This window comes from Saccharopolyspora sp. NPDC003752, assembly GCF_053605825.1.
The window spans coordinates 1-24,052 of sequence record NZ_JBSGJZ010000040.1 but is presented as its reverse complement, the minus strand read 5'-3'; the positions used below and the strand labels follow the sequence as shown (position 1 = coordinate 24,052).

The 24,052-nt window shown below is 70.8% G+C and carries 24 protein-coding genes and 1 pseudogene; 8 read left to right on the top strand and 17 right to left on the bottom strand.

The genetic code is table 11. From position 1 onward, the window contains the following. Window positions 1-101 precede the first annotated feature (101 nt). Together ACWEV3_RS35095 and ACWEV3_RS35090 are read left to right on the top strand one after the other, a co-directional pair. Window positions 102-1,523 carry an MFS transporter gene (locus tag ACWEV3_RS35095; protein WP_452618019.1) on the top strand — a complete coding sequence of 474 codons (1,422 nt, stop codon included), beginning with the start codon at window positions 102-104 and terminating at the stop codon, window positions 1,521-1,523. Window positions 1,524-1,581: 58 nt separating this feature from the next. Further along, a complete protein-coding gene (locus ACWEV3_RS35090; RefSeq protein WP_452618018.1) occupies window positions 1,582-2,121 on the top strand; it encodes a carboxymuconolactone decarboxylase family protein in 540 nt (179 codons plus the stop codon). Window positions 2,122-2,135: 14 nt separating this feature from the next. On the opposite strand, the gene ACWEV3_RS35085 is transcribed toward ACWEV3_RS35090, so the two are convergent. The 6 genes from ACWEV3_RS35085 to ACWEV3_RS35060 form a co-directional block, all read right to left on the bottom strand. Next, on the bottom strand, window positions 2,136-2,597 hold the full coding sequence (locus tag ACWEV3_RS35085; RefSeq protein WP_452618017.1) for a pyrimidine/purine nucleoside phosphorylase: 462 nt from the start codon (window positions 2,595-2,597) through the stop codon (window positions 2,136-2,138). A gap of 79 nt (window positions 2,598-2,676) precedes the next feature. Continuing rightward, the gene (locus ACWEV3_RS35080) at window positions 2,677-3,726 is read right to left on the bottom strand and encodes a polyprenyl synthetase family protein (RefSeq protein WP_452618016.1); all 1,050 of its coding nucleotides are present in this window, start codon (window positions 3,724-3,726) and stop codon (window positions 2,677-2,679) included. A 325-nt stretch (window positions 3,727-4,051) separates the two neighbouring features. Next, a complete protein-coding gene (locus ACWEV3_RS35075) occupies window positions 4,052-4,399 on the bottom strand; it encodes a YciI family protein (protein ID WP_358566770.1) in 348 nt (115 codons plus the stop codon). A 146-nt stretch (window positions 4,400-4,545) separates the two neighbouring features. Next, the gene (locus ACWEV3_RS35070) at window positions 4,546-5,454 is read right to left on the bottom strand and encodes a Vgb family protein (protein WP_452618015.1); all 909 of its coding nucleotides are present in this window, start codon (window positions 5,452-5,454) and stop codon (window positions 4,546-4,548) included. After that, complete coding sequence (locus ACWEV3_RS35065) at window positions 5,451-6,104, bottom strand: CatB-related O-acetyltransferase (protein ID WP_452618014.1); 654 nt, start codon at window positions 6,102-6,104, stop codon at window positions 5,451-5,453. Before ACWEV3_RS35065 ends, ACWEV3_RS35070 begins: the two co-directional genes overlap by 4 nt. Window positions 6,105-6,118: 14 nt before the next feature. Beyond that, window positions 6,119-7,066 carry a GNAT family N-acetyltransferase gene (locus ACWEV3_RS35060; RefSeq protein WP_452618013.1) on the bottom strand — a complete coding sequence of 316 codons (948 nt, stop codon included), beginning with the start codon at window positions 7,064-7,066 and terminating at the stop codon, window positions 6,119-6,121. Between the two features lie 152 nt (window positions 7,067-7,218). Between ACWEV3_RS35060 and ACWEV3_RS35055 the strand changes: the two genes are divergently transcribed. Further along, a complete protein-coding gene (locus ACWEV3_RS35055; protein WP_452618012.1) occupies window positions 7,219-9,903 on the top strand; it encodes an ATP-binding protein in 2,685 nt (894 codons plus the stop codon). 364 nt (window positions 9,904-10,267) lie between these two features. On the opposite strand, the gene ACWEV3_RS35050 is transcribed toward ACWEV3_RS35055, so the two are convergent. The 3 genes from ACWEV3_RS35050 to ACWEV3_RS35040 all read right to left on the bottom strand — a co-directional run bounded on the left by ACWEV3_RS35050 (window position 10,268) and on the right by ACWEV3_RS35040 (window position 11,827). Beyond that, window positions 10,268-10,483, bottom strand: coding sequence for a hypothetical protein (locus tag ACWEV3_RS35050; protein WP_452618011.1), 216 nt, complete (start codon window positions 10,481-10,483; stop codon window positions 10,268-10,270). Next, entirely contained in the window at window positions 10,438-10,689 is a 252-nt protein-coding gene (locus tag ACWEV3_RS35045) for an NAD(P)H-binding protein (protein ID WP_452618060.1), read from the bottom strand. Before ACWEV3_RS35045 ends, ACWEV3_RS35050 begins: the two co-directional genes overlap by 46 nt. An 88-nt stretch (window positions 10,690-10,777) precedes the next feature. Further along, window positions 10,778-11,827: an NAD(P)-dependent alcohol dehydrogenase gene (locus ACWEV3_RS35040; protein ID WP_452618010.1), complete on the bottom strand. Its 1,050-nt coding sequence runs from the start codon at window positions 11,825-11,827 to the stop codon at window positions 10,778-10,780. 111 nt (window positions 11,828-11,938) lie between these two features. Between ACWEV3_RS35040 and ACWEV3_RS35035 the strand changes: the two genes are divergently transcribed. After that, window positions 11,939-12,544, top strand: coding sequence for a TetR/AcrR family transcriptional regulator (locus tag ACWEV3_RS35035; protein ID WP_452618009.1), 606 nt, complete (start codon window positions 11,939-11,941; stop codon window positions 12,542-12,544). Between the two features lie 79 nt (window positions 12,545-12,623). Here the strand turns inward: ACWEV3_RS35035 and ACWEV3_RS35030 are convergent, their stop codons facing one another. Further along, the gene (locus ACWEV3_RS35030; RefSeq protein WP_452618008.1) at window positions 12,624-13,067 is read right to left on the bottom strand and encodes an RrF2 family transcriptional regulator; all 444 of its coding nucleotides are present in this window, start codon (window positions 13,065-13,067) and stop codon (window positions 12,624-12,626) included. A 146-nt stretch (window positions 13,068-13,213) separates the two neighbouring features. Here ACWEV3_RS35030 and ACWEV3_RS35025 point away from each other — a divergent pair, with 146 nt between their 5' ends. Together ACWEV3_RS35025 and corA are read left to right on the top strand one after the other, a co-directional pair. Next, entirely contained in the window at window positions 13,214-14,332 is a 1,119-nt protein-coding gene (locus ACWEV3_RS35025; RefSeq protein ID WP_452618007.1) for an NADH:flavin oxidoreductase, read from the top strand. A 359-nt stretch (window positions 14,333-14,691) separates the two neighbouring features. Continuing rightward, window positions 14,692-15,828, top strand: a complete 1,137-nt coding sequence (corA, locus tag ACWEV3_RS35020) for a magnesium/cobalt transporter CorA (protein WP_452618006.1) — start codon at window positions 14,692-14,694, stop codon at window positions 15,826-15,828. A 33-nt stretch (window positions 15,829-15,861) separates the two neighbouring features. Here the strand turns inward: corA and ACWEV3_RS35015 are convergent, their stop codons facing one another. The 4 genes from ACWEV3_RS35015 to ACWEV3_RS35000 all read right to left on the bottom strand — a co-directional run bounded on the left by ACWEV3_RS35015 (window position 15,862) and on the right by ACWEV3_RS35000 (window position 20,053). Beyond that, window positions 15,862-16,794 (bottom strand): 3-keto-5-aminohexanoate cleavage protein, encoded by a 933-nt coding sequence (locus tag ACWEV3_RS35015; protein WP_452618005.1) that lies wholly within the window; start codon window positions 16,792-16,794, stop codon window positions 15,862-15,864. Between the two features lie 26 nt (window positions 16,795-16,820). Further along, window positions 16,821-17,585 (bottom strand): SDR family oxidoreductase, encoded by a 765-nt coding sequence (locus ACWEV3_RS35010; protein ID WP_452618004.1) that lies wholly within the window; start codon window positions 17,583-17,585, stop codon window positions 16,821-16,823. A gap of 28 nt (window positions 17,586-17,613) precedes the next feature. Next, entirely contained in the window at window positions 17,614-18,918 is a 1,305-nt protein-coding gene (locus ACWEV3_RS35005; protein WP_452618003.1) for an MFS transporter, read from the bottom strand. A gap of 64 nt (window positions 18,919-18,982) precedes the next feature. Continuing rightward, on the bottom strand, window positions 18,983-20,053 hold the full coding sequence (locus ACWEV3_RS35000; RefSeq protein WP_452618002.1) for a LacI family DNA-binding transcriptional regulator: 1,071 nt from the start codon (window positions 20,051-20,053) through the stop codon (window positions 18,983-18,985). 245 nt (window positions 20,054-20,298) lie between these two features. Between ACWEV3_RS35000 and ACWEV3_RS34995 the strand changes: the two genes are divergently transcribed. Beyond that, a complete protein-coding gene (locus tag ACWEV3_RS34995; protein ID WP_452618001.1) occupies window positions 20,299-20,769 on the top strand; it encodes an Asp23/Gls24 family envelope stress response protein in 471 nt (156 codons plus the stop codon). A gap of 106 nt (window positions 20,770-20,875) precedes the next feature. On the opposite strand, the gene ACWEV3_RS34990 is transcribed toward ACWEV3_RS34995, so the two are convergent. Both ACWEV3_RS34990 and ACWEV3_RS34985 read right to left on the bottom strand, forming a co-directional pair. Continuing rightward, window positions 20,876-21,373 (bottom strand): COG4315 family predicted lipoprotein, encoded by a 498-nt coding sequence (locus ACWEV3_RS34990; protein ID WP_452618000.1) that lies wholly within the window; start codon window positions 21,371-21,373, stop codon window positions 20,876-20,878. A 187-nt stretch (window positions 21,374-21,560) separates the two neighbouring features. After that, window positions 21,561-22,310: an SDR family NAD(P)-dependent oxidoreductase gene (locus ACWEV3_RS34985; RefSeq protein ID WP_452617999.1), complete on the bottom strand. Its 750-nt coding sequence runs from the start codon at window positions 22,308-22,310 to the stop codon at window positions 21,561-21,563. Window positions 22,311-22,432: 122 nt separating this feature from the next. Between ACWEV3_RS34985 and ACWEV3_RS34980 the strand changes: the two genes are divergently transcribed. Continuing rightward, the gene (locus ACWEV3_RS34980; protein WP_452617998.1) at window positions 22,433-23,626 is read left to right on the top strand and encodes a PucR family transcriptional regulator; all 1,194 of its coding nucleotides are present in this window, start codon (window positions 22,433-22,435) and stop codon (window positions 23,624-23,626) included. 146 nt (window positions 23,627-23,772) lie between these two features. Here the strand turns inward: ACWEV3_RS34980 and ACWEV3_RS34975 are convergent. Continuing rightward, window positions 23,773-24,052: pseudogene (locus ACWEV3_RS34975) on the bottom strand (acetyl-CoA C-acyltransferase); the annotation flags it as partial.

The window sequence follows — 24,052 nt, the reverse complement described above, 5'->3', positions numbered from 1 at the left end:
CCCATCGGCGATCGACGCGGGCTGGACATCCCGACCCCACTCGTCTATACCCCTAGGGGGTACCAGTACCCGATCATTCGAATCACGCGAGGAGTCCTGACATGTCCGCACCAACCCGATCGCCGCGCAGGTGGTGGGCGCTCGCGCTCATCGCCCTGGCCCAGTTCATGGTGATCATGGACACCTCGATCATCGGCGTCGCCCTGCCGCGGATGCAGGCGGATCTGGGCTTCTCCCAGGAGAACCTCTCGTGGGTGTTCAACGCCTACGTCATCGCCTTCGGCGGCCTGCTGCTGCTCGGCGGCCGGCTGTCCGACCTGCTCGGCGCGCGCCGGATGTTCGCCGCCGGCTGGCTCGTGCTGCTCGCCGGCTCCGCCGTCGCTGGGGCCGCCGGCACGGCGTGGGTCGAGCTGGCCGGGCGGGCGCTGCAAGGCGCGGGATCCGCGCTCATCGCACCGTCCGCGCTGACGCTGCTGATGATGCTCTTCGGCGCAACGCCGAAGGAACTCGGCAAGGCGCTCGCGCTCTACGGCGCCGCCGCCCCGGCCGGCGGAACCGCCGGCGTCTTCCTCGGCGGTGTGATCACCGAATACCTGAGCTGGCCGTGGGTCTTCTACCTGAACATCCCGATCGCGGTGCTCGCGCTCGCGCTCACCCCCGCCCTGATGCCCGCCGGTTCGGCACAGCGCGGTTCCACTGACCTGCTCGGCGCGTTCCTGGCCACCGGCGGGCTCGCCGTCGCGGTCTACGCCATCGTCCGCGCGCCCGAAACCGGTTGGGGTTCCGCCGAAACCGTCGTCGGCCTGGTCGCGGCGGTCGCGCTGCTGGCGGCTTTCGTGGTCGTCCAGGCCAAGCGCCGCACGCCCCTGGTCCGGCTCGGCATCTTCCGGACCCCGGACCTCGGCGCGGCCAACATCGCGCAGCTGCTGCTGGGTGCGGCGTGGATCCCGATGTGGTTCTTCCTGAACCTCTACCTGCAGCAGGTGCTCGGCCTCGGCGCCTTCGCCAGCGGCTCCGCGCTGCTGCCGATGACCACGGTCATCATGCTGCTGATGATCGTCATCGCGCCGAAGCTGGCCGCCCGCTTCGGGGTCAAGCCGATGATCGTGTCGGGCCTGGTGCTGCTCGCACTCGGGCTGGGGTGGCTGGCCCTGGTGCGACCGGACGGCAGCTACGCGGCCGATGTGCTGCCCGCTTCGCTGGTGGCCGCGGCGGGCATGGCGCTGGCGTTCGTCCCCTCGCTGGGCACCGCCATCTCCGCCGCCCGCCCCGAGGAGGGCGGGCTGGCCTCGGGAATCGTCAACACCAGCTACCAGATCGGGTCGGCCCTGGGCCTGGCCGCGATGACGGCGCTGGCGACGTCGCGGGGCGTCGACCGGATCGGCGATCCCGCCGCGCTCACCAGCGGCGTCTCGGCCGCCTTCGTCGGCGCCGCCGGCATCGCGATCGCCGGTGCGCTCATCGCCGGGATGAGCTTGCGCGGCAAGCGTTCCGCGACCAAGCCCCAGACCGCGAGCGCCTGACCACCTGCCGCCGCCCGCCTCGCGAGACGGGCGGCGGCCCCGAACCCCGGAGCACCACATGCGACGTCTCAAACCGCTCGAACCCGCCGAAGCACCGGCCAAGTCCAGCGAACTGCTGGCGGAGATCATCGGCCGCCACGGCGCGGCCGGCGACATGGTCCGCACCATGGCGCACTCGCCCGCGCTGCTGACCGGCTACCTGTCGTTCTCCCGCGCGATGAAGCGGACCAAGCTGCCCGCCGCGCTGGGCGAGAAGGTCTCGCTGGCGGTGCAGGAATGGCTCGGCTGCGCATCCTGCCTGGCCGCGCACACCGACGCCGCGAAGTCCCTCGGCCTCGGCGACACCGACATCGCCCTGGCCCGCCAGGGCACCTCGGCCGACCCCCGGGAGGCCGCGCTGCTCGCCTTTGTCGTGAACGTGGTGGCCGAACCCTCGACGATCGGCGACGACGACATCGCCGCGCTCACCGCCCACGGCTGGACCGAGCGCACCATCGCCGACGTCGTCGGGCTGGTCGCCCTGAACCAGCTCACCGGCACCTTCAACCTCGTCGCCGGCATCGAACCGGCACCCGCCGAGGAGATCACCGCGCGCTGACCCGGGAGTCGGCGTCATGTCCCGGGCATGACGCCGACTCCCAGGGCCAGGCCCGCGCGGACGATCCGGGACGGCCAGTCCGGTTCATGATCGTGCGGACGTCGTCGATCGCTTCGAGAACCGACGTCCCGGCGTGTTCCATCCCCGCATCCCGCCCGGCGCGCAAGCCCGGCACTGCACCGCTGCCGATCAGCCCGACGGCGCCGCGAACCAGCAGGCCGAGACCGCACCGGCCGGGAGAAGGTGTACGGGCAGAGGTAGGCGACGGTGTCCGTGATGCGCACCGTGAAGGACTCGTTGCCCCCGATCTGGAAGGAATCGCCTTCGCTGAAGGTCTTCCACTCCTCCGAACCCGGGAGTTTGGCGTCCCAGGAGCCGCGGGTCAGGATCATCCACTCCCGGGTCGGCGCCTCGAAGGTCCACTCCCCGGTTCCATGACTCCGACGGTGAACTTGCCCTGCGCCTCGGCTTCTCACGTCCGATCCGCGCCGTTGGGCACGGATCGGGCGTGGGACCTCGCGGCCGTTGGCGCTGCGCGTCGAGGCTGCGTCCGGGTCAGCGGGTCCGGCCGATCAAGGACCGGGCCAGCGCCTCGAAGGTCGCGCGGATCTCCGCCGGCATCGGCAGCGATGCCAGGCAGTCCGCGACGCCCGTGAGGTGCCGCATGGCCTCGCGTTCGGCGAACTCCCGGCCGCCCAGCTCCTCGACGAGCTCCGCAGCGAGCCTCAGGTCGGATTCGGTCCGCGCCTCGGCGCAGACCAGCGAAACCAGGCGCTCGCGCGCGGGGCCCTCAGCGGCCAGCGCGGCGATGATCGGCAAGGTCTTCTTGCCCTCGCGCAGATCCCCGAGCACCGGCTTGCCCGTCGCCGCCGGATCTCCCCAGATGCCCAGCACGTCGTCGGTGCACTGGAAGGCGAGCCCGAGGCTGCGGCCGAGGTGGTCGAAGCACTCCGCCGTCGCGGCGTCCGCGCCGGCCAGCAGGGCGCCCGCCGAAGCGGAAAAGCCGAGCAGCGCGCCGGTCTTGGCCTCGGCCATCGCCTGGTACTCGGCGACGCCCACCGCCAGCTCGCCCGTCCACGGCCGTTCGGTGAACCGGATGTCCTCGACCTGGCCGACGACCACCTCCCGCATCGAGGCGGCGAGCCGCCCGGCCACTGCGGCACCGGCGTGCGCCCCGCCCTGGCCGAGCAGGATCGCGAACGCTTCGGACTGCAGGGCGTCGCCGAGCAGGATCGCCGCCGGAACCCCGTGCTCCTTCCACACCGCGGGCTGACCGCGTCTCAGCACGTCGCCGTCGATGAGGTCGTCGTGGATCAGGCTGAAGTTGTGGACGAGTTCGACAGCGGCGGCCGCGGGCAGCGCCACCGACGGTTCACCGCCGACCGTCTCCGCGGCGAGCACGGCGATCGTGGGCCGGATGGCCTTGCCAGTGGCGGCGGGATCCCGCGAGTGCCAACGAAAATGGTAGGAACCGATCGCCCCGAGCGATGGCCCGAGCCGTGCGACGGCATCGCGCAGCAGTGGTTCGGTGAGCTCGCGAGCCCGTCGGCTGGCATTCGCCAGCAGCTCGTGATCAGTGTTCGCGGTGACCGGCAGCGTGGTCATGATCGGCCTCGATCCTGGTTTCAAATCCCGACCTGACCGACGTTACGTGTCCAAAGAGGCCGGTCAGATCGGCCGAAGTGGCAACCGAGATCGACCGATCGGCCAGGAAACGAGGCCCGGCGCCTCATACTTTCGGCCGAAGAGGTCGTTCCAGATCGGGATGCGGGGACGTGTGAGACGTGACCGCCCGGCACCTTCGTTCCCGGAACCCCTGGCCGGGAGCGGCCGCCGGCGGTAGGCGAATGCGACGACGCGAACGCGGAGTGATCACCGCATCCCTGCCCGCCGTCGAGGACGACCGGTCGGCAGGGATGCGGCGTTCGGCTCAGGCGGATTCGAGGACCGGGCGGATTTCGATCGTCTCCGGGGTGGGGAGCCCCTTGGCCAGCTCGACGGCCTCCGCGCGGTCCGCCACCTCGAGCACGAACCAGCCGCCGAGGGTCTCCTCGCCGCCGTGCGCGGGCCCCTCGGTGACCGCCGACGATCCGTCGGCCGCCTTGCGCACCGTCACCGGGGCGTTGTGCTCGGTTTCGAGAGCCTCGCCGCCGACGAGCTTGCCGGCCGTCGCGACCTGACCGATCCAAGCCTCGTACGCCTTGCGGTACGCGTCCCGGTCGGCCTGGATCCGGCGGCGCGACTCATCCGTCTCGAAGATCACGAGTGCGAATTTCATGGGTGTTCCTTTCTGATGGCCGTGCGGCCTGGAGGTGTCGCCGTCGGGCCACGGGCGTTGGGTCTGCCATGCGGCGCTCGCGACTGCCGCAGCAGGGGTCGCGGAAGAAATTCCGGCGAATTCGTCGCGGTCGTCGATCTCCTCGTTCAGCGGCGGTTTTCGGCCGCGGGCGCGGCGATCCGGGCGAGGGCGCCGATTTCCAGCGCCGTCCACAGTGCACCGTCCGGGCCGAGGGCGATGCCGTGCGGTTCCGAGCCGGACGTGGGCAGGTCGTGCACCTCGATGACGCCTCCCGCGGTGATCGAGCCGACCCGGCCGGCTCCCCACTCGGTGAACCACATCGCCCCGTCCGGTCCGGTGGTGATGGCGTGCGGCCGGGCGGCGCGGTCGAGCAGCGGAAACTCCTCGATCCGGCCATCGGTGCTGATCCGGCCGATCTGGCCCGCGCCGATCTCGACGAACCAGATCGCGCCGTCCGGGCCCGCCGCGATGCCCACCGGCCCGGCGGCCTCGGTCGGCAGCGGGTGGACCGCGACCTCGCCGTCCAGGCCGATCCGCCCGATCGCGTTGGCCATGTTCATGGTGAACCACATCGCGCCGTCGGCACCGGCGGTGATCGCGGACGGGAAAGCACCCTCGATCGGCAGCGGGAACTCCCGCACCTGACCGTCCGGCGTGATCCGGCCGATCTGGCCGGCGGCCGTTTCCGTGAACCACAGCGCGCCGTCCGGGCCGGGGGCCAGGCCGTACGGCCCGGATTCCGGGGTGGGCAGTTCGAACTCGGCGATCTCGCCCCCGGTGGTGATCCGGCCGATCCGGTGCGCCTGGTACTCGGTGAACCAGACCGCGCCGTCCGGGCCGGTGACGATGATCGTCGGCCCGCTGTCCGGGTCGAGCTGGTGGCTCGTCGGCTCGCCGCCCGGCACCAGCCGGCCGATCCGGCCGGTGCGGACCATGGTGAACCACAGGGCGCCGTCCGGGCCGGTGGTGATCGAGTACGGGCCGCCGGCCTCGTCGGAGACGACCTGCTGCTCGATCTGCACGGTCGATGTCATGCGACCTCCTCGTTGTGCTGCTGTGCGATGCGTTCGATATCGGCGGGAGTGCCCGCCATGATCGTCCGGGCGTGCTCGGTGACGAGTTCGACGGGCCAGTCCCACCACGCGGCGCGGAGCAGCCGCTCGACGTCGGCGTCGTCGAAGCGCCGCCGGATCGGCTTGGCCGGGTTGCCGCCGACGATCGTGTAAGGCGCCACGTCGGAGGTCACCACAGCGCCGGCCGCGATGATCGCCCCGTCCCCGATCTTCACCCCTGGCATGACGGTCGCCTGGTAGCCGAACCAGACGTCGTTGCCGACGACGGTGTCGCCGCGGCTGGGCATGCCGGTGACGATGTCGAGGGTCCGCTCGGTCCACTCGCCGCCGAACATGGTGAACGGGAAGGTGGAGACGCCCATCGTCGGGTGGTCGGCGCCGGCCATCAGGAACCGGGTTCCGGTGGCGATCGCGCAGTACTTGCCGATGATCAGCCGTTCCGGCCCGTATCCGTAGAGCACGTTGCGGTGCTCGAAACCGGTCGCGCCGCCGGGGTCGTCGTAGTACGTGTACTCGCCCACGGTGATCTTCGGCGAACCGATCAGCGGTTCGAGGAACACGACCCGCTCGTGATCGGGCAGCGGGTGGACGGTGGCCGGATCAGGAGTCATCGCGAAGTCCTTCCTCATGGGGCGGGTGGTCCCACCTGTTGCACGCCCAGCCGGTATTGGTGGCTGCGGCGATGCGGGCGAAAGCCCAGCCGCCGGTTGACGGCGAGCATGCGGACGTCGTCCTCGGCGTGATCGGTCTCGATCTCGGCGATATCGGGGTGGTCGGCCCGCAACCGCCGCACCATCGCGGCCTTCATCCAGAGGCCGAGCCCGCGCCCGCGGTGCTCGGGCACCACCGCGGTGTCGTGCTGCAGCGCCCGCTTGCCCTCGTCCCGGATGACGATCTCGGTGTAACCGGCCATGGTCTTCCCGTACAGCACGGCTACGACCAGCAGGCTGTCGCCGCGGTCTGCCGGTACCCGCTGCTTGCCCGCAGGCATGTCGTGCATCGCGGTCTTGGCTGCGGCGAAGGTGTCGGCCAGACCATCGGGCACGGTGCCCGTCCAGGAAGCCAACTCATAGCCGGGATGTGAGGTGTCCGCCGCGCTGTCGTCGGCCGCGGACAGGTTCAGCAGCAGGTGCAGCGAGGTCAGGACGCGCCGGAAGCCCCGCGCGGTGCAGAAAGCGGCACCCGGTCCCGCGTCGGCGACCCTGGTGAGCACGCTGCGCCGGTCCTCCACCTGGGCGGCGAAGACCACCTGTGCCAGCAGCTGCGAGCCGACGCCGCGGCGGCGCCGCTCGGGGTGGACGTGGAGCTCCAGCTCGGTCACGTGCTCCTGCCCCGGGCGCGTGAACAGCCGCAGCCCGGCCACGCCGGCGACCGAGCCGTCCGGCTCGGCGGCCAGCCAGAGCAGTCGACGGCTGTCCGGCCCGGCGGTGGTCAGCCGGGCGTGCACCTGCTTCGGCGTCGGCGGCCGGTCCGGCAGGTCGTGCTCCAACGAGGCGGCCAGGACGGCGTGCCAGGAAAGCGCCTGCTCCGCCGACACCCAGGACAGCGGAAGAATATGGATCGGGGACGGCAAGGCGGCTCCTTCGGTGCGCGAACACGAGATGTCACGCTAGGTGCGCCGGTCTCCCCCGCGAATCGGCAACGATGACGTAATCGCCGGTCCCGCACCGCCCGCCCTATCAGTCGGAGAGCCCGCGCAAATCCGCCTTGGATAGCCTGGCGTCCGTGCTACACGGGAGACAGGCAGAGCTGGAGACGGTCACGCGGCTGCTTGACTCCGCCCGCAACGGCGCCAGCGGAGCCCTGGTGATCCGCGGCGAACCGGGCATCGGCAAGACGGCGCTGCTGGACGAGATCGCCTCCCGCAGCGGCATGCCGGTGCTGCGCGGCCTGGGCATCGAGTCGGAGGCCGAACTCTCCTTCAGCAGCCTCCACCTGCTGTTCCACCCGGTCCTGGGCGAACACCTGCCCACGCTGCCCGGTCCCCAGCGGCAAGCGCTGGAGGGCGCTTTCGGCCTGAGCGCCGGCCCGCCGACCGACCGCATGCTGGTGGGTCTGGCGGTCCTGACCCTCCTGTCCGGGATCGCCGAACGGGCTCCCCTGCTCTGCGTCATCGACGACGCGCACTGGCTGGACCGGCCTTCGGCCGAGGCGCTGCTGTTCGCCGCGCGGCGGCTCGGGGCCGAAGGTGTGGCCATGCTGTTCGGCGCACGCACCGGCGATGCACCCTTCCCCGCGCCTGGCCTGCCCGAACTGCACCTGGGCGACCTGTCACCCGACGACGCCGCCGCCCTGGTGGACGAGCGGGAACACGACCTGGAGCCCGAAGTGCGGCGGCGCGTCCTGGCCGAGGCGAGCGGCAACCCGCTGGCACTGATCGAGCTGCCCGCCGCCCTGCGCACCGCCCAGGCGACCGACGTGCTGCCGCTCACCAACCGCCTGCAGCTGGCCTTCCACGCCCAAGCCCTCCGCCTGTCCGCGCCCACCAGGGCGTTGATGCTGGTCGCCGCCGCCGACGACACCGGTGACCTGGGAGTCGTGCTGCAGGCGGCCGCGCGCTTGGGCGCGGGCGTCGAACACCTGCCGCCGGCCGAACAGGCGGGGCTGCTGCGCGTGACCGGCCAACGCCTGGGTTTCCGCCACCCGCTTGTCCGAGCCGCCGTCTACCAGGGCGCCCCGCTCGACCAGCGGTTGCGCGCCCACCGGTCGCTGGCCGATGCGGTAGCGGAGCCCGACCGGCGCGCCTGGCACCTGGCCTCGGCCGCCACCGGCCCCGACGCCCGCGTCTCCGCCGAGCTGGCCCGGACCGCGAAACTCGCCGCGGCGCGCAAGGGTTACGCGGCCGCGGCAGCAGCCTTCGAGCGAGCCGCACAGCTGGCCGAGGACAGCGACGAGAGCACGCTGCTGCTGGCCGGCGCGGCCGAGGCGGCTCTGGAGGCAGGCCAGCTGTCGCGCGCCCGGGCGTTGGCAGAGCGAGTCCTGCCTCAAGTGGGTGCACCTGACGCCCGCCTGGCGCTGGTCCGGGCGCATGCCACCGCCGCGGCCGGCCTCGGCCTGCTGCACGAGGCGCAGGGGCTCCAGCTGGCCGAAGTCACCCGCTTGACCGAGACCGACCCGCGTCAGGCGGTCGCCATGATGCTGGACGCCCTGCACACCACCTGGTTCTCCGCCGATCCCGAACTGACCACCACCGCCGCTGCGCAGCTCGATCGCCTCCACCTGCCCGACGACGATCCCGCTTGGCCGGTCCTTCAGCTGCAGCGCTGGCTGTCCGCCCTGGCGATGGGCGCGGACACCGAGCGCCTTCCCGAACTCGCCAAGGTGATCGCGCAGGTCGGCGAGTCGCCTGCCCGCGATGCCAGGGACCTGCTCATGACCTGCGGCATCGCCCTGATGGGCGGCCTGGACCGGCAGGCGCTGGAACTGGCCGCGCGGGTGTCCGCCGACGCCCGCGCCCAGGGCCGGGCGGGCATCATGCCCTCTGCCCTCTACTACATGGCCGTCTCCCAAACGTTCCTCGGTCATCACCGCAGCGCGATGACCAGCGCGGCCGAGGCGCTCGACATCGCCGAGGCCACCGGCCAGCACCACTGGGCCAGCCACGCCGCCGGCGCGCAGGCCTACCTGCTGGCCATCCGGGGCGCGCAGGACGACTGCCGCCGGCTGGCCGGGCGGGCGTTGGAGTACGAGGGCGGCGGGGTGCACCGGGCCCGGTGGGCGCTGGGACTGCTCGAGCTGGGGTGCGGCAGGGCGCAGGAGGCGCTCGACGAGCTGATGGTCCTCTTCGACGGCACCGCTCAGCACCAATTGCCCGCCGAACACAGCCTGCCCGACCTGGTTGAAGCCGCAGTGCGGCTCGGCCGCCACCAGCTGGCGGCAGAGGCGCTGGCTCGTTTCGAGCGGGTGGCCCGGCGGGCTGCGGAGCCGGCGGTCGAGGCGCTGCTGCACCGCTGCCGCGCCCTCCTGTCCCCGGCGGAGCACACCTTCACCCGGGCTCTGGAACTGCACGAGCGCGACAGCCGCGGCTTCGAGCACGCGCGCACCCGGCTCCTGCACGGCGAGTGGCTCCGCCGGTCACGCCGCAAAACCGAGGCACGCGAGCAACTCTCAGCCGCGCTGGAGATCTTCGACCAGATCGATGCCCGGCCGTGGGCCGAGCGCGCGCACGGCGAACTGACCGCGGGCGGTGCGGCCACGACGGCGCGGCGAGGTCCCGGTGTGCTGGCACTGCTCACGCCGCAGGAGCTGCAGATCGTCCGGCTCGCCGCCCAAGGCCTTTCCAACCGGGACATCGCAGCCCAGCTGTTCCTCAGCCCGCGCACGGTCGGCCACCACCTCTACCGGGCCTATCCCAAGCTGGGCGTCGGATCGCGCCGCGAACTCGCCGCGGTCGTGCGGCCGGACAGCTGATTCTCGCCGAAGTCCCACGTAGCTCTGGAAAGGCCCGCCGTCCGAGTCCTTCGCGCGGGGCCCGTGATGGCAGCGTCCACAAGAGACAATCACATGGGAAACCCGGCGAACCGCTTTCACGCCACCGTCGGCACGCCGCGCACCACGGCGGCGGCTCCGCCGATCAGCGCGACGACGGTGATCAACCGCCGCCCAGTCTCCGGACAGCGCGCACACCGACACCACCGGGACACACCTGGGGAGCTCTTTTCCAGATCTACCAAGGATTCGACGAACAGCGCTCGCACATCGCACCCCGAGCGGATGCGACCTCACCCGGCGGCGGCACGGGGCGGAGATCCATGCCGCCGCCGGGTTCGGCGACTCACGCCCCCGGGCGCCGGGCTGGGTCTGCGACGGCGTCGGTGACCGGTGTGGGGCCGTCAGTGAGCTCGACGATGATCCGGTTGAGCCCGGGCTCGCCCAGCGCCGCGGCGATGAACCCGGCGACGTCGTCGCGGTGCGCGGAGCCGTACTCGATCGCGGCGCCGGCCGTCACGCGGCCGGTTCCGGGATCATCGAGCAGCTGCCCGGGGCGCACGATGAGCCAGTCCAGATCGGTGCGAGCCAGGTAGGCGACGTGGTCTCGTCCATGCCGGTGCCGTGCGCACCGGCGGAGAAGACGATCGCATCGTGGCCGGCGAACTTCTCGGCGAGATCGTCCACCGAGTCGGCGATCAGGTCGCCGTGGACCGGCGTCGCACCGGACAGCCGCACCGTCTCCGCCTGCGCCGGCTCGCGATGCATGCCGGTCACGTCGTCACCGCGCGCCGCGAGGCGCCGTTGGCCGCACCGATCTGGAAAACCCTCATGCGTCAGCCCCTTCTCCGCCTGCTCAGGCGCCGATGGTGGCCGTGTCGATCACGAAGCGGTACCGCACGTCGCTGTTCTCGACGCGCTCGTAGGCCTCGTTGACCCGGTCCGCGGAGATCAGCTCGATCTCCGCGCCGATGCCGTGCTCCGCGCAGAAGTCCAGCATCTCCTGGGTCTCGGCGATCCCGCCGATCATCGACCCGGCCAGCACCTTGTTGCCGCCCAGCAGCGAGAAGGCGTTGTAGGACAGCGGCTCGCCGGGAGCCCCGACGTTGACCATCGCGCCGCCCACCCGCAGCAGCCCCAGGTAGGCGTCGATCGGCAGCTTCGCCGAGACCGTGTTGAGGATGAGGTCGAACCGCCCCGCCAGCGCCTCGAAGGTCGTCTCGTCGCTGGTCGCGAAGTAGTCGGTCGCGCCCAGCCGCAGGCCGTCCTCCTGCTTCTTCAGGCTCTGGCTGAGCACCGTCACCTCGGCGCCCATCGCGGCGGCCAGCTTCACCGCCATGTGCCCCAGCCCGCCGAGCCCGATCACGGCGACCTTCTTGCCCGGGCCCGCGCCCCACTGGCGCAGCGGCGAGTAGGTGGTGATGCCCGCGCACAGCAGCGGCGCGGCGACGTCCAGCCCGATGCCGTCCGGGATCCGGCACACGAAGGCGTCCTTCACCACGACCTGCCGGCTGTAGCCGCCGTAGGTGTTCTCGCCGTCGAAGCCCACGCCGTTGTAGGTCTGGACGTTGCCCTTGACGCAGAACTGCTCGCGGCCGGCCCGGCAGTACTCGCACTCGCCGCAGGAATCGACCATGCAGCCGACCCCGACCCGGTCCCCGATCTGGTACTTCGTCACGGCCGATCCGACCGCGGCGACCACGCCGGCGATCTCGTGCCCGGGAACCATCGGGAAGATCGCCTCGCCCCAGTCCTCCTTGGCCTGGTGGATGTCGCTGTGGCAGATGCCGGCGTAGGCGATGTCGATCAGCACGTCGTCCGGGCGCAGGTCACGTCGCTCGATCGTCGTCGGCGCCAGGGGTGCACCCGGCGACGGCGCGGCGATAGCGTGCGTGATCGTGCTCATGAATCCTCCAAGGAACAGCTGTGCAGCAGGTCCCGATCATGTAAGAGACCTCTTACATTGGAGACGTAAGAGCCCTCTTACATATTCCGAGCGGAAGATGTGATCCACGACATGGGCGGCAAGTACCACCACGGCGACCTCCGCGCCGAGCTCGTGCGCGTCTCGCTGGACCTGATCGCGGAGCGGGGCCTGGCCGGCTTCTCGGTGGCGGAGGTGGCGCGGCGGGCCAAGGTCAGCCCGGGTGCGCCGTACCGGCACTTCCCCGAACGGGAGAGCCTGCTGGCGGCCGCCGCGGCCGCGGTCGCATGCCAACTCGCGGAACGCGTAGAGGCCGCCGTCGAGGCCCGGGAGGATCCCGTGGACGCGCTCGCCGCGGCGGCCGGGGCCTACACCGAGTACCTCCTCGAACGCCGCGCGGGCATGAACGTCATCTACGCGGACGACCTGCAAGGCCCCAAGCACGCCGAGCTGCACGAGCAGACACGACGGCTGACCGATCAATTCCTGATGCTCTGCATGGCCGTGTCGGACACACCCCAGGAAGCCCTGGAACTGATGGAGCAGCTGTTCACCCAGGCGCACGGCTACGGCATGTTCTGGCTCGACGGCGTGTTCACCAAGCAGGGCTACTCCCCCGAACTCGTCGTGCGGAAGTCCACCACCGCCGCGCGCATCGCGATCGAAGGCCACGCGAAGCAGCCACCCCCGAGCCGCTGAAACCCGTGGGCGGCAAAGGAATTCACACTTGCCGGATGAGCACGCCCCACCGTTCCCGGGAGCGGTGGGGCGTCGAGTCCTACTGACCGGACTTCGCGTCGAGGCCGCGCAGCTCGCGCACGCTCTCAGCGAGCGTGCGGTCACCGAGCGAATTGAGCACCGCCCGCTCGGCCTCGGCCGTGAGCGCGGCGAAGTACTCCCCCGAGCGCGCGGTGACCAGGCACATGTCCTCCGCCTCCGGCGAGCAGGCCCACAGGGGCTTGTCGCCGACGGCGCAGCGGTAGATCTCCGCCAGCGTGATCTGATCCGCCGGACGTCCCAGCCGGGCCCCGCCGGCACGCCCCTTGACGCAGACGACCAGCCCGGCGTTCGCCAGCGGCACGAGGAGCTTGCGGACCAGGCTCGGGTTGGCGTTCAGGCTGCCGGCCAGGTGGGCCGAGCTCAACGCGGCGGAGTCCTCCTCGGCGGCGATCGCCAGGAACAGCATCACCTGCAACGCGCGGGAGAACCGGATGTCCAGCACGGTCCCACCCCTCCCGCGGATCGACGCCGACGTCCACCCCAGAATAGCAACTATCACAGTTGCACTTCTCGCCACTAAATGTATCTTTGACTTGAACATTTAAACGCGGGCGATCGCCCGCAAGCACACGGCAGGAGACCGACACGGTGAGCACCCGCGCAGCTCAGGCACTGTCCCGCCCGTTCACGTTGGGTTCGGCCGAGCTGCCGAACCGGATCGTCATGGCGCCCATGACCCGCCAGCTCTCCCCCGGTGGCGTTCCCGGCGAGGACGTGGCCGCCTACTACGCCCGCCGCGCCGCGGCGGGGACCGGCCTGATCATCACCGAAGGCACCTTCGTCGACCACCGGTCCGCCGGCTTCAGCGACGGGGTCCCCCGCTTCCACGGCGAGCAGCAACTCGCCGGTTGGAGCCGCGTCGTGGAGGCCGTGCACGCGCACGGCGGCAAGATCATGCCGCAGATCTGGCACGTCGGGATCCAGCGGCCGGTGGGCGCACCGCCGTTCCCGGAGGCCCCGTCCGTGGGACCGTCCGGGCTCACGCTGGACGGCATGCCCGGCGCGGGCGAGCCGCTGACGCTGTCCGACATCGACGACGTCATCAGCGCGTTCGCCGACGCCGCGCAGGCGGCCGAGCGGATCGGCTTCGACGGCGTGGAACTGCACGGCGCGCACGGCTACCTCATCGACCAGTTCCTGTGGGAGCGCACCAACCAGCGCACCGACGCCTACGGCGGCGACCTGCTCTCCCGGACCAAGTTCGCCGCCGACGTCGTGGCCGCCGTCCGCGAGCGGGTCGCGCCGGACTTCCCCGTCGTGCTGCGGTTCTCCCAGTGGAAGGCCAACCACTACGACGCCCGGCTCGCCGAGGATCCCGGCGAGCTCGAATCCCTGCTCACCCCGCTGGCCGACGCGGGAGTCGACGCCTTCCACGCCTCCGGACGCCGCTACTGGGTGCCGGAGTTCCCCGAATCCGGGTCGGACCTGAACGTCGCCGGGTGGACGAAGAAGCTCACCGGCAAGCCGGTCATCACCGTCGGCTCGGTCGGCCTCGACAAGGTCTTCGAGCCCGGCGCCATCACGGGAGCCGCCGCGGCGGTGGAGAGCATCGAGCGGCTCGCCGAACACCTGGAGCGCGACGAGTTCGACCTCGTCGCCGTCGGTCGAGCACTGATCGCCGACCCGGAGTGGGCGGACAAGGTCCTCGGCGGCCGCCTGGCGGAACTCGTCCCGTTCAGCAAGGACGCGCTGCAAACCCTGCGCTGACGAACGGTGTGGGCGTCGGCTGAAGCCGGCGCCCACCGTCGCCATTTCCGGGATCGTTTCAGAATGCCGCGGGCGTCAGGCTCAGGCACCTTCGGTTGGGCCGGGTGGAGCCATTCCGGAACGACCTCCTGGTACACCAGCAACAGTGGGCGGCAGACCTCGGGTGCGCCTTCGGGGCCGCCACGAACCTGCTTGCGCACATAGGACCTTCCGGGCAGCAAGTAGGCCCGGATCGGGCGATTTCGCGCCCGACCGGCCGGCGCCAGCGGACCTCGCGCGGGACTGGGTAGGCTGACCGCGATCGCAGCCCCCGGGTGCTCGCTCGGCCCACGCATGCTCCGACCGCCCAGGAGGTCCTCGTGCCCGAATGGCGTCCCCTGCGCAAGCGCCCCCGGCGCACCCCGGAGGAGTCCGGGCCCGCCGCTCCCGAGCACTCCATGGATCCCCGCTCCGCCGACGAGCGGCCGCTGGCGGACCGGCCGCTGATCGACACCGCGATCTACCGCGACGGCGTCCGGACCGCCACCCCGTCCAGCCTCGCCGAGACCTACCGGCTGCTGCGGGACGAGCCCGGCACGATGGCCTGGATCGGGCTGTACCGCCCCGCCGAAGAGGAACTGCTGGCCGCCGCCGAGGAATTCGACCTCCACAAGCTCGCCGTCGAGGACGCGATCGTCGCCCACCAGCGCCCCAAGATCGAGCGCTACGGCGACACGCTGTTCGTGGTGCTGCGCGCCGCCACCTACGTGGACGAGACCGAAGAGGTCAGCTTCGGCGAGCTGCACCTGTTCATCGGCACCAACTTCGTGCTGACCGTCCGCCACGGCCAGTCCCCCGACCTGTCTGCGGTGCGCCGCCGCATGGAGGACGACCCGGATCTGCTGCGGCGCGGCCCGGAGGCCGTGCTGTACGCGGTGCTGGACAACGTCGTCGACGGCTACGCGCCGGTCATCGCGGGCCTGCAGAACGACATCGACGAGATCGAGACCGAGGTCTTCGAGGCGAAGCCGAACGTTTCGCGGCGCATCTACGAGCTGTCCCGCGAGGTCATCGAGTTCCAGCGGGCGACGCAGCCGCTGCTGGCCATCCTGCGGAGCCTGGAGGCGGGCTTCCAGAAGTACGGCATCGACGAGGAACTGCAGCGCTACCTGCGCGACGTCGCCGACCACGCCACCACGGTCGCCGAGCGCGTCGACGGGTTCCGCCAGATGCTCGACAACATCCTCACGGTCAACGCCACTCTGGTCACCCAGGCCCAGAACGAAGAGATGAAGCGGATGACCGAGGCCAGCTACGCGCAGAACGAGGAGATCAAGAAGATCTCGTCGTGGGCGGCGATCCTGTTCGCGCCCACCCTGATCGGCACGGTGTACGGGATGAACTTCGACTTCATGCCCGAACTCCACTGGGGCCTCGGCTACCCCTTCGCGGTCGTCCTCATGCTGGTGGTCTGCCTGAGCCTCTACACGATCTTCAAGCGCCGCAACTGGTTGTGAGCCGGAGCCCGCACCGGGCTCCGGCTCGGGCCGTCAGAAGCCGACCTGGTCCTTGCCCTTGAGCCGCAGGATCTCGCGGGCCTCGTCGGGGGTGGCGACCTCCAGGTTCAGCGCCTCCAGCACGGTGCGGATGCGGGTCACCTGGTCGGCGTTGGTCCTGGCCAGCTCGCCCGGCCCGATCCACAGCGAATCCTCCAGCCCGACGCGCACGTGCGAGCCCTGGGCCGCGCCGATGGTGGCCAACGGGATCTGGTTGCGGCCCGCCCCCAGGATCGACCACTGGTAGGTGTCGCCGAGCAGGCGGTCCGCCGTGCGGCGCATGTGCATCAGGTCCTCGGGGTGCGCGCCGATCCCTCCCAGCAGCCCGAACACCGACTGCACGAACAGCGGACCCCGCACCAGGCCACGCGAAGCGAAGTGGGCCAGGTTGTTGAGGTGCGCGATGTCGTAGCACTCGAACTCGAACCGGGTGCCGTTCTCCGCGCCGATGGCCAGGATCGCCTCGATGTCGGCGAAGGTGTTCTTGAACACCAGGTCCCGGCTCTTCTCCAGGGCCTCCCGCTCCCAGTCGTGCCGGAATTCCTTGAAGCGGTCCAGCATCGGGTAGAGGCCGAAGTTCATCGAGCCCATGTTCAGCGACGCCAGCTCGGGTTTGAACACCGCCGCGGGCCGCATCCGCTCCTGCACGGTCATGTGCGGCGAGCCGCCGGTGGTGATGTTGATGACCGCGTCGGTGTGGGACTTCAGCTGCGCCAGGATCGGTTCGAAGTGGGCGGGGTCCTGCGAGGGCCTGCCGTCCTCGGGGTCGCGGGCGTGCAGGTGCACGATCGCCGCCCCCGCTTCGGCCGCGCCCAGCGCCGCCTCGGCGATCTCCGCCGGCGAGACGGGCAGGTGCTCCGACATCGACGGGGTGTGGATCGCGCCCGTCACCGCGCACGTGATGATGACCTTGCGACCGGTTGCCATCTTCGTCAAACCTCCACAGTGGATCGTCAGTAGAGCTTCTCGGTGTTGCCGTCGACCGCCATCGCCTGGCCGTTGACGTTGCGGGCCAGCGGGCTCGCCAGGAACGCGGCCATGTCCGCGATGTCCTCGGCGGTGACCAGCCGGCGCATCGACGACTGGTCCTGGTAGGCGGCCGCGATCTCCGCCACCGGCCTGCCCAGCATCTCGGCCTTCGCCTCGATGACCGCGCGGATGCGCGGGCCGTCGACCGCGCCGGGGCAGATCGCGTTCGCCCGGATCCCCTCCGGGCCGAGCTCGATCGCCAGGGTTTTGGTGAAGCCCACCACCGCCCACTTCGACGCCGAGTACGCGCTGCGCCCGGCCATGCCGAGCCGCCCCGCGGCCGAGGAGAGGTTCACGATGGACGCGTCAGCGGCCTCGCGCAGCAGCGGCAGCCCGTGCTTCACGCAGTAGAACTGGCTGTGGATGTTGACCTCGAAGGTCCGCGCCCACGCGGCGCCGTCCAGCGTTTCCACCGGCCCGGTCGGGCCGGCGATGCCCGCGTTGTTGACCAGCACGTCCAGGCCGCCGAGCTCCGCGCGAACGGCACCCATCAGCTCCTCGACCTGCGCCTCGCTCGAAGCGTCCGACACCCGGGCGGCCAGGCCCCGTTGCCCGGCCGCCCGCACCGCGCCCTCGTTGATGTCGGTGACGAGCACGCGGGCGCCCAGCCCGGCGAACCGGCCGGCGATCGCCAGCCCGATGCCGTCCGCACCGGCGGTGACGAGCACCCGCTTTCCCGAGAAATCCACTTCCTGCACCCTTCCTGGAACTCCGGTGTCACGAACGCCGTTCGGCGTCGCCGTACTTGAGGAAGAACGACAGCGCGGTGCCGATGGCGCACACGCCGACGACGAACCACAGGCCGGACAGCTTGCTGCCGGTGAAGTCCTCCATCGCACCCATCACGTACGGGCCGAGGAATCCGCCGAACAGCCCGATGGTGTTGACGAACGCGATGCCGCCCGCCAGGGTCGCCCCGCTCAGCCGCGACGCCGGGAACGTGTAGAGGATCGGCTGCATCGCGAAGAACGAGAACGCGCCTAGGCAGAACCCGATCAGGCCGACGACCGGGCCGGAGACCGCGCCCAGCGCGAAACCGACGCAGATCCCGCCCATCGTGATCGTGACCAGCCTGCGGGAGCTGCCGCCGTTGACGGCGAACCGCGGCACCAGGAACGCGCCCAGGCCGGCGAAGATCCACGGGATCGAGGTCAGCAACCCGATCTGCAGCGACGACAGCTCGCCGTAGGTGCCGATGATCGACGGCAGGAAGTAGGACAGCGCGTACACCGCGATCTGCTGCGACAGGTAGATCCCGACCACCAGCAAGATCTGCTTGTCCCGCCACACCTGGCGCATGCTGTGCGTGCCGGACGCCTCCGCGCCCGCCTCGTCCTCGGCGGCGATGCGGCGCTGGAGGTCTTCGGCTTCGGCCGCGGTCAGGAACTTCGCCTGGTCCGGCCGGTCGGGCAGCTTCTTCCACACCACGAAGGCGAACAGGCAGGCCGGGAGCCCCTCGATCAGGAACATCCACTGCCAGCCGTGCATGCCGCCGAGGCCGCCCATCCCGAGCAGCAGGCCGCCCAGCGGCGGGCCGAGGATGCTCGCCGCGGACACTCCGAGCAGGAACAGGCCGTTGGCCTTGGCGCGGTCGGCGCGGGTGAACCACTGCGTCAGGAAGTACATGACGCCCGGGAACAGGCCGGCCTCGGCCACGCCGAGCAGCATCCGCATGATGTAGAAGGACCACTCGCCCTGCACGAAGGCCATACCGGCGGACACCAGGCCCCAGGTGATCATGATCCGGGTGATCCAGAACCGCGCCCCGACCCGGTGCAGGATCAGGTTCGACGGGATCTCCGCCAGCGCGTAGGTGATGAAGAACAGCCCGGCGCCGATCCCGTAGGCGGTCGCGGAAATGCCCAGGTCGATCTGCAGGTGTTCCTTCGCGATACCGATGTTGGTCCGGTCCAGGAAGCTGATGATGTAGGCCCCGATCAGCAGCGGGAGCAACTTGCGGAAAATGACTCCGTTCAGCTCGCTGGGCGAGCGCATCACCGATTCTGGGGCGCTTTTCGGCATGGCGTGACCTTCGGTTCTTTTCCGGCGTGCGGATGGTCGGATTCTTCTTCGGGAATTCGCTTTTTCAGCGGCGGGATTTCTCGGCGGCCCGGGTCGGTTCGCAACCGCAGGTCCGGCCGATGTGCAGGCGGTGCGCGCACACCAGCGATTGGTAGCTGTTCGACGGCTTTTCCATGCGTTTGAGCAGCATTCCGAAGGCCTCCCGGCCCATTTCCTCGTGCGGCTGCATGACGGTGGTGAGCCCGATCAGCCCGGACATGCTGTGCGGAATGCCGTCGTGCCCGGTCACCGCGACGTCCTCGGGCACCCGGATGCCGTGTTCCACCGCGTACTCCAGGATGCCGATCGCGAGCTCGTCGCTGCCGCACACGATGGCGCTCGGCGGATCATCCCGGGCGAACAGACGGGCCGCCGCGCGGCGGCCGCCGTCGCTGTTGAGCTCGGTGCTGATCTTGCGGTCGCCGCCGATGTCGACGCCGTGCGCGCGGGCGGTCGACACGAAGGCCTGCTCCCGGGCCAGGGACGCCGAGGAGAACCGCGGCCCGATGACGGCGGCGATGTCGGTGTGGCCGTGCGCCAGCACGTGCTCCATCAACGACGTCGCCGCGGCGGCGTCGTCGATGCCGACGAAATCGCCCTCCAGGTACTGGGATCTCCGCGACAGGTAGACGTACGGGATCCGGGCGGCGCGCAGGGTCCGCAACGCGGTTGCGTCCTCCCGGAACGCGGCGCTCAGGACGACCCCGTCGACGTTGCGGTGCACCAGGCTGCTGGAGACCTTGCCCAGCGTCCGGAGGTCGTCCTGGGTGGTCGCGACGAACACCTCGTACCCGGCTTCGGCGGCCGCGGAAACGATGCTCTGCGCGAATCGCGGATAGGTCGGATTGATGATGTTGGGTTGCACCAGCCCGATCACGCGGGTGCGATTCGGGTCGACCGGTTCTCCCCGGTTCGGCGGGCGAAAACCGATTTCCTCGGCGATGGCGAGGATGTGCCGGCGCGTTTCCGGCGCCACCCCGCCCTTTCCGTTCATGACGTAGGAGACGGCGGCGGTGGAAACGCCGGCGGCGCGCGCCACCGCGGCCGCCGAGACCGTGCCCGGTCGGCGCGAGGAGCGACGAGTCGCGATCTCCACAGCCGAGTCTCCCTTGACGTGCGATGCGGATCTCAGATCCGGGGTGAACCTAAGGCGCTCGCTGAACGTTAAGCAACATTAAGCTTGCGGCCTCCCCCGGCGACGGCCGGTCGGGCGTTCGACGCGGACACCCTGCGACGACCTGCCGACTGTGCGCGAACGTCGCAGACTGGTGGGCAGCCAGTCATCACCGGATCTCGAGGCGAGACGCGCGCGAGCCGAAATCGAACAGGGAGACGGCAGCGATGGCCGAATCGGGCGGAAGAACATCGAAAGAGCAGGCGGAGACCACTGAGGCGGTCAAGTGGACCACGACGGCCGGCGAAGTCGCCGAGACCGGTCAGGGACGCACGACGATCGGGGTCGTGGTGGTGCAGAAGATCGCGGTGACCGCCACCCGCGAAGTCCCCGGAGTGGCCGCGCTGGGCGGCGGGATGGCACGGGCGTTCGGCGCGCTGAGGGAGCGCATTCCCGGTGCCAGCGCCGCGCAGACCTCGGGCGCGAACGTGGAAGTGGGCGAGAAGCAGACCGCGATCGATTTGCAGATCATCGTGGATTACGGCGTTTCCTTGGTGGAGCTGGCACGAGCGGTGCGGCGCAACGTCATCACCGGCGTGGAACGCATGACCGGGCTTCAGGTCGTGGAGGTCAACATCGAGGTCATCGACATCCGCCTGCCCGGTGAGGAAGAGGCGGCGCCCGCACGCGTCGAATGATCCCGGCCGGTCGTTTTCAAGCGGCGGCAGCCGCTTGCGGTGTGGGACGCAGCCTGCGCCGCCGCGCAGGCCAAACCCATCTCCCCTGCTCCGGCGCCCGGCCGTCCTACCCGCCGATGCGGTTCCCCGCGGGTGAGATCGCGTACCAGTTGCCACCGTTGGAGTTCACGGCTTGGCCGTTGGCCTGACCCGCCAGTTCATCGCCGACGTAGTAGTACAGCGGGTGCCCGTTGTAGACGACCTGCGTGCTGCCGTCCGGGCGCCGGGTCGTGGCGAGCAGGGCCGGGTTCACGGCCGGACCCGCGATGGGCGGAGCGGTCGTGGTCAGCGGCGGCCAATCGCCTGCGCACGCCTCCAGGCAGGCCAGCTGGTCGCTTCGATCCCTGTCGAACAGGTACACCGTGCGCCCGTCCGGGCCCGTGAGCACGGCGCCGAGGTTGGGCACTTCGCGGGTCTGGACCGCAATGGGTCCGCCGGTGACCGGCGGGGCCGTCGTCGGTGGCGGGGGTGTTCCAGGTCCGCTGCCGGCCGGGACGTCTCCAGCGGGGACGCACGCGGTCGCGAAGGCCAGGACACCTCCCGCCAGCCCGATGCCTCGCAGCACGGCTGCACGGTCTCGCGCCAAGTGGGCCATCGCGCCTCCCCAGGGCGAGGCCGCCGAACCTCGCCATCGCGAAGCCGGGTTCGCGGTGGCCGAAAAACGACCACTACCCGAGCACAGCACGAGGGTGCAACCCGCCGGGCGGCCGAGCACAGGGCCGGAAGTCCCCGCGTCTGCTTCGATCACGTGGTCACAGCGGTCGTCGCGCGAGGCTGAAGGTCTGGCCGGTCGGCCCGCCGTGCGGCCTGGTCGCCAGCCACAGGACGAGTTCGGCGACCTCGTCGGGCGCCTTGACCCGCTCGCTCCTGGCGCCCCGGAGGGATTCACCGAGGGTGAAGTGCGGACTGGTGAGTTCGGTGGCCACCGGCCCCGGGACGATCTCGTTGACGTCGATGCCGGCCTGCCAGACCTCCTGCGCGAGGACCCGGACGAGCTGGGACGCCCCGGCCTTCGCGGCGGCGTAGGCCGACATGCCCGGGGTGGCGGCGTGCCCGGCCCCGGAGCCCATCAGCAGGACCTTCCCGGCGCCTTGCCGGGCCATGACGGGGATGGCGGCCTGGCAGCAGTGGAACACGCTGGTCAGGTTGAGCACCACCGTCCCGGCCCAGGCCTCGGGATCGCTGTCGACGAGCTTTCCCCCGGTCAGTCCTCCCCCGGCGTTGCACAGGAGCACGTCGAGCCTGCCGAGTTCGGCAGCGGTCCGCTCGACCATCGCGCGACACTCGTCGCGTGCGGTGATGTCGGCCTTGACGGCGAGCGCCGTGCCGCCTTCGCTGCGGATCTCCTGGACGACGTCGGCCAGCTGCGCGGTGGTCCGCGCCGCCACCGCCACGGCCGCTCCGGCGCGGGCCATGGCCAGGGCACTTGCCCGGCCGATCCCCCGGCCACCCCCGGTGACCAGGCACACCGCGCCGTCGAGGGGCCGGGACGTCGTCGTCATGGTCGTGCTCCGTTCTCGTCGGGGCCGCGGCCTCGGGATCATGTGCCTCGCCCCAACCCTGAACCGGCAGGTGCCGCACCGGTAGCGCGTTTTCCCCAGGATTTGGGTTAGCGTGCTGTGGCATGTCACAGGATCTGTGGGATCGGCTCGAACACCGGATGCCCGAGATCGCCGATCGCGCGATCCGTGCCTACGCCGCCGCGTCACCGCTCTACCAGGGCGATGTCCCCGAGCACCTCCGCCGCCACATGGCGCACAGCAGCCGCGAGTTCGGCCGGCTCTACGTGCGCATGGTCAAGCAGGAGCGGGAGCCGCGGGACGACGAGCTGCAGCTCTTCCGGGACAGGGGTGGGGAGCGCGGCGCGGAGGGGCTGCCCGTCACCGACCTCATGGACGCCTACCTGGTGGGCGCCGAAGCGCTGTGGGACGAAGTGTCACGCCTCGCGGGCGGCGAGCCGCCTGCGGCCGCGGCAGCCGCTCTGCTGCGCTGCCTGCACCGCACCATGCACGTCGGATTCCAAGCGCACCAAGACGAATACCAGGCGGTGCGCAGCGAGGAGCGGGAGACCATGCGCGCCGCGGTGCACGCGTTGGTGAGCGGCGAGGCCCGCGACGGGTCAGCCGGCCGCGTCGACATCAAGCCGGCCGACGGCTACGCGGTCCTCGCTCTCCAGTTCGCCCCAGAGCCATCCGAATCCGTTGACAACACGGCCGGGCGCCGCCTCGCCGGACGACGCAAGGTCCACCGGCTCACCGACGAATTGACCCGCTCGTTGCCCGACGACGCCCTCATCGCGCTGGAACCGGACGGGGGCCTGGTCCTCCTCCCCTCCGCTGCCGATCGCGCTACCGCCGACCTGGTGGCAGCGCGGTCCGCGGTAGGCCGGCTGCAGCGGGTCATCGGCGTCGACGTGACGGCGGGATTCGCGCACGCCGGAGACCGTTCCGCCGTCCCGGCCGCCGCGGACCAGGCCCAGCGCCTCGTTCGACTGGGCACGCCCGGCGACGTGGCCGTGCTCGAAGACCTGCTGTTCGAGTACCAGCTCCGCCACGACAGCGCGGCGCTGCCACACCTCTTGTCCATAGTGGATGAGCTGGACCAGGAGCCGGACCTGCTGGCGACGCTGCGGGTCTACTTCGCCGCCGACTTCAACCGGAGCCGGGCCGCGGGTCGGCTGCACGTCCACCCGAACACGATCGACAACAGGCTCTCCCGGATCGCGAACCTCACCGGAGCCAACCCCCGCACCGCACGCGGCCTGATGACCCTGGCGGCGGCCCTGAACGCAGCCGCCAGACCCGCCCCGGGCACATGACGCGGAGCGTCGTGATCACTCGCCTCGGCCCGCGTCGTCGGAGGAGGCACGCGACGGTATCGCCCTGGCGCCGCTGACTCGGCGGCCCCAGCCGAAAAAGCCCGCTGACATGGGCTTTCCGCACATGTCAGCGGGCTTTTCGCCCGTCAGGCTGTCGGTACGCGGAGGATCAGCGCGTCACCCTGCCCACCACCACCGCACAACGCCGCCGCACCAACCCCACCACCACGACGCCTCAACTCCAACGCCAAATGCAACGCCAACCGCGCACCCGACATCCCGATCGGATGCCCCAACGCGATCGCACCACCATTGACGTTCACCCGATCCCCATCAACACCCAACGCACGCATCGACGCGATCCCCACCGCCGCGAACGCCTCGTTGATCTCCACCAGATCCAGATCCGCCGCCTCGACCCGCTCC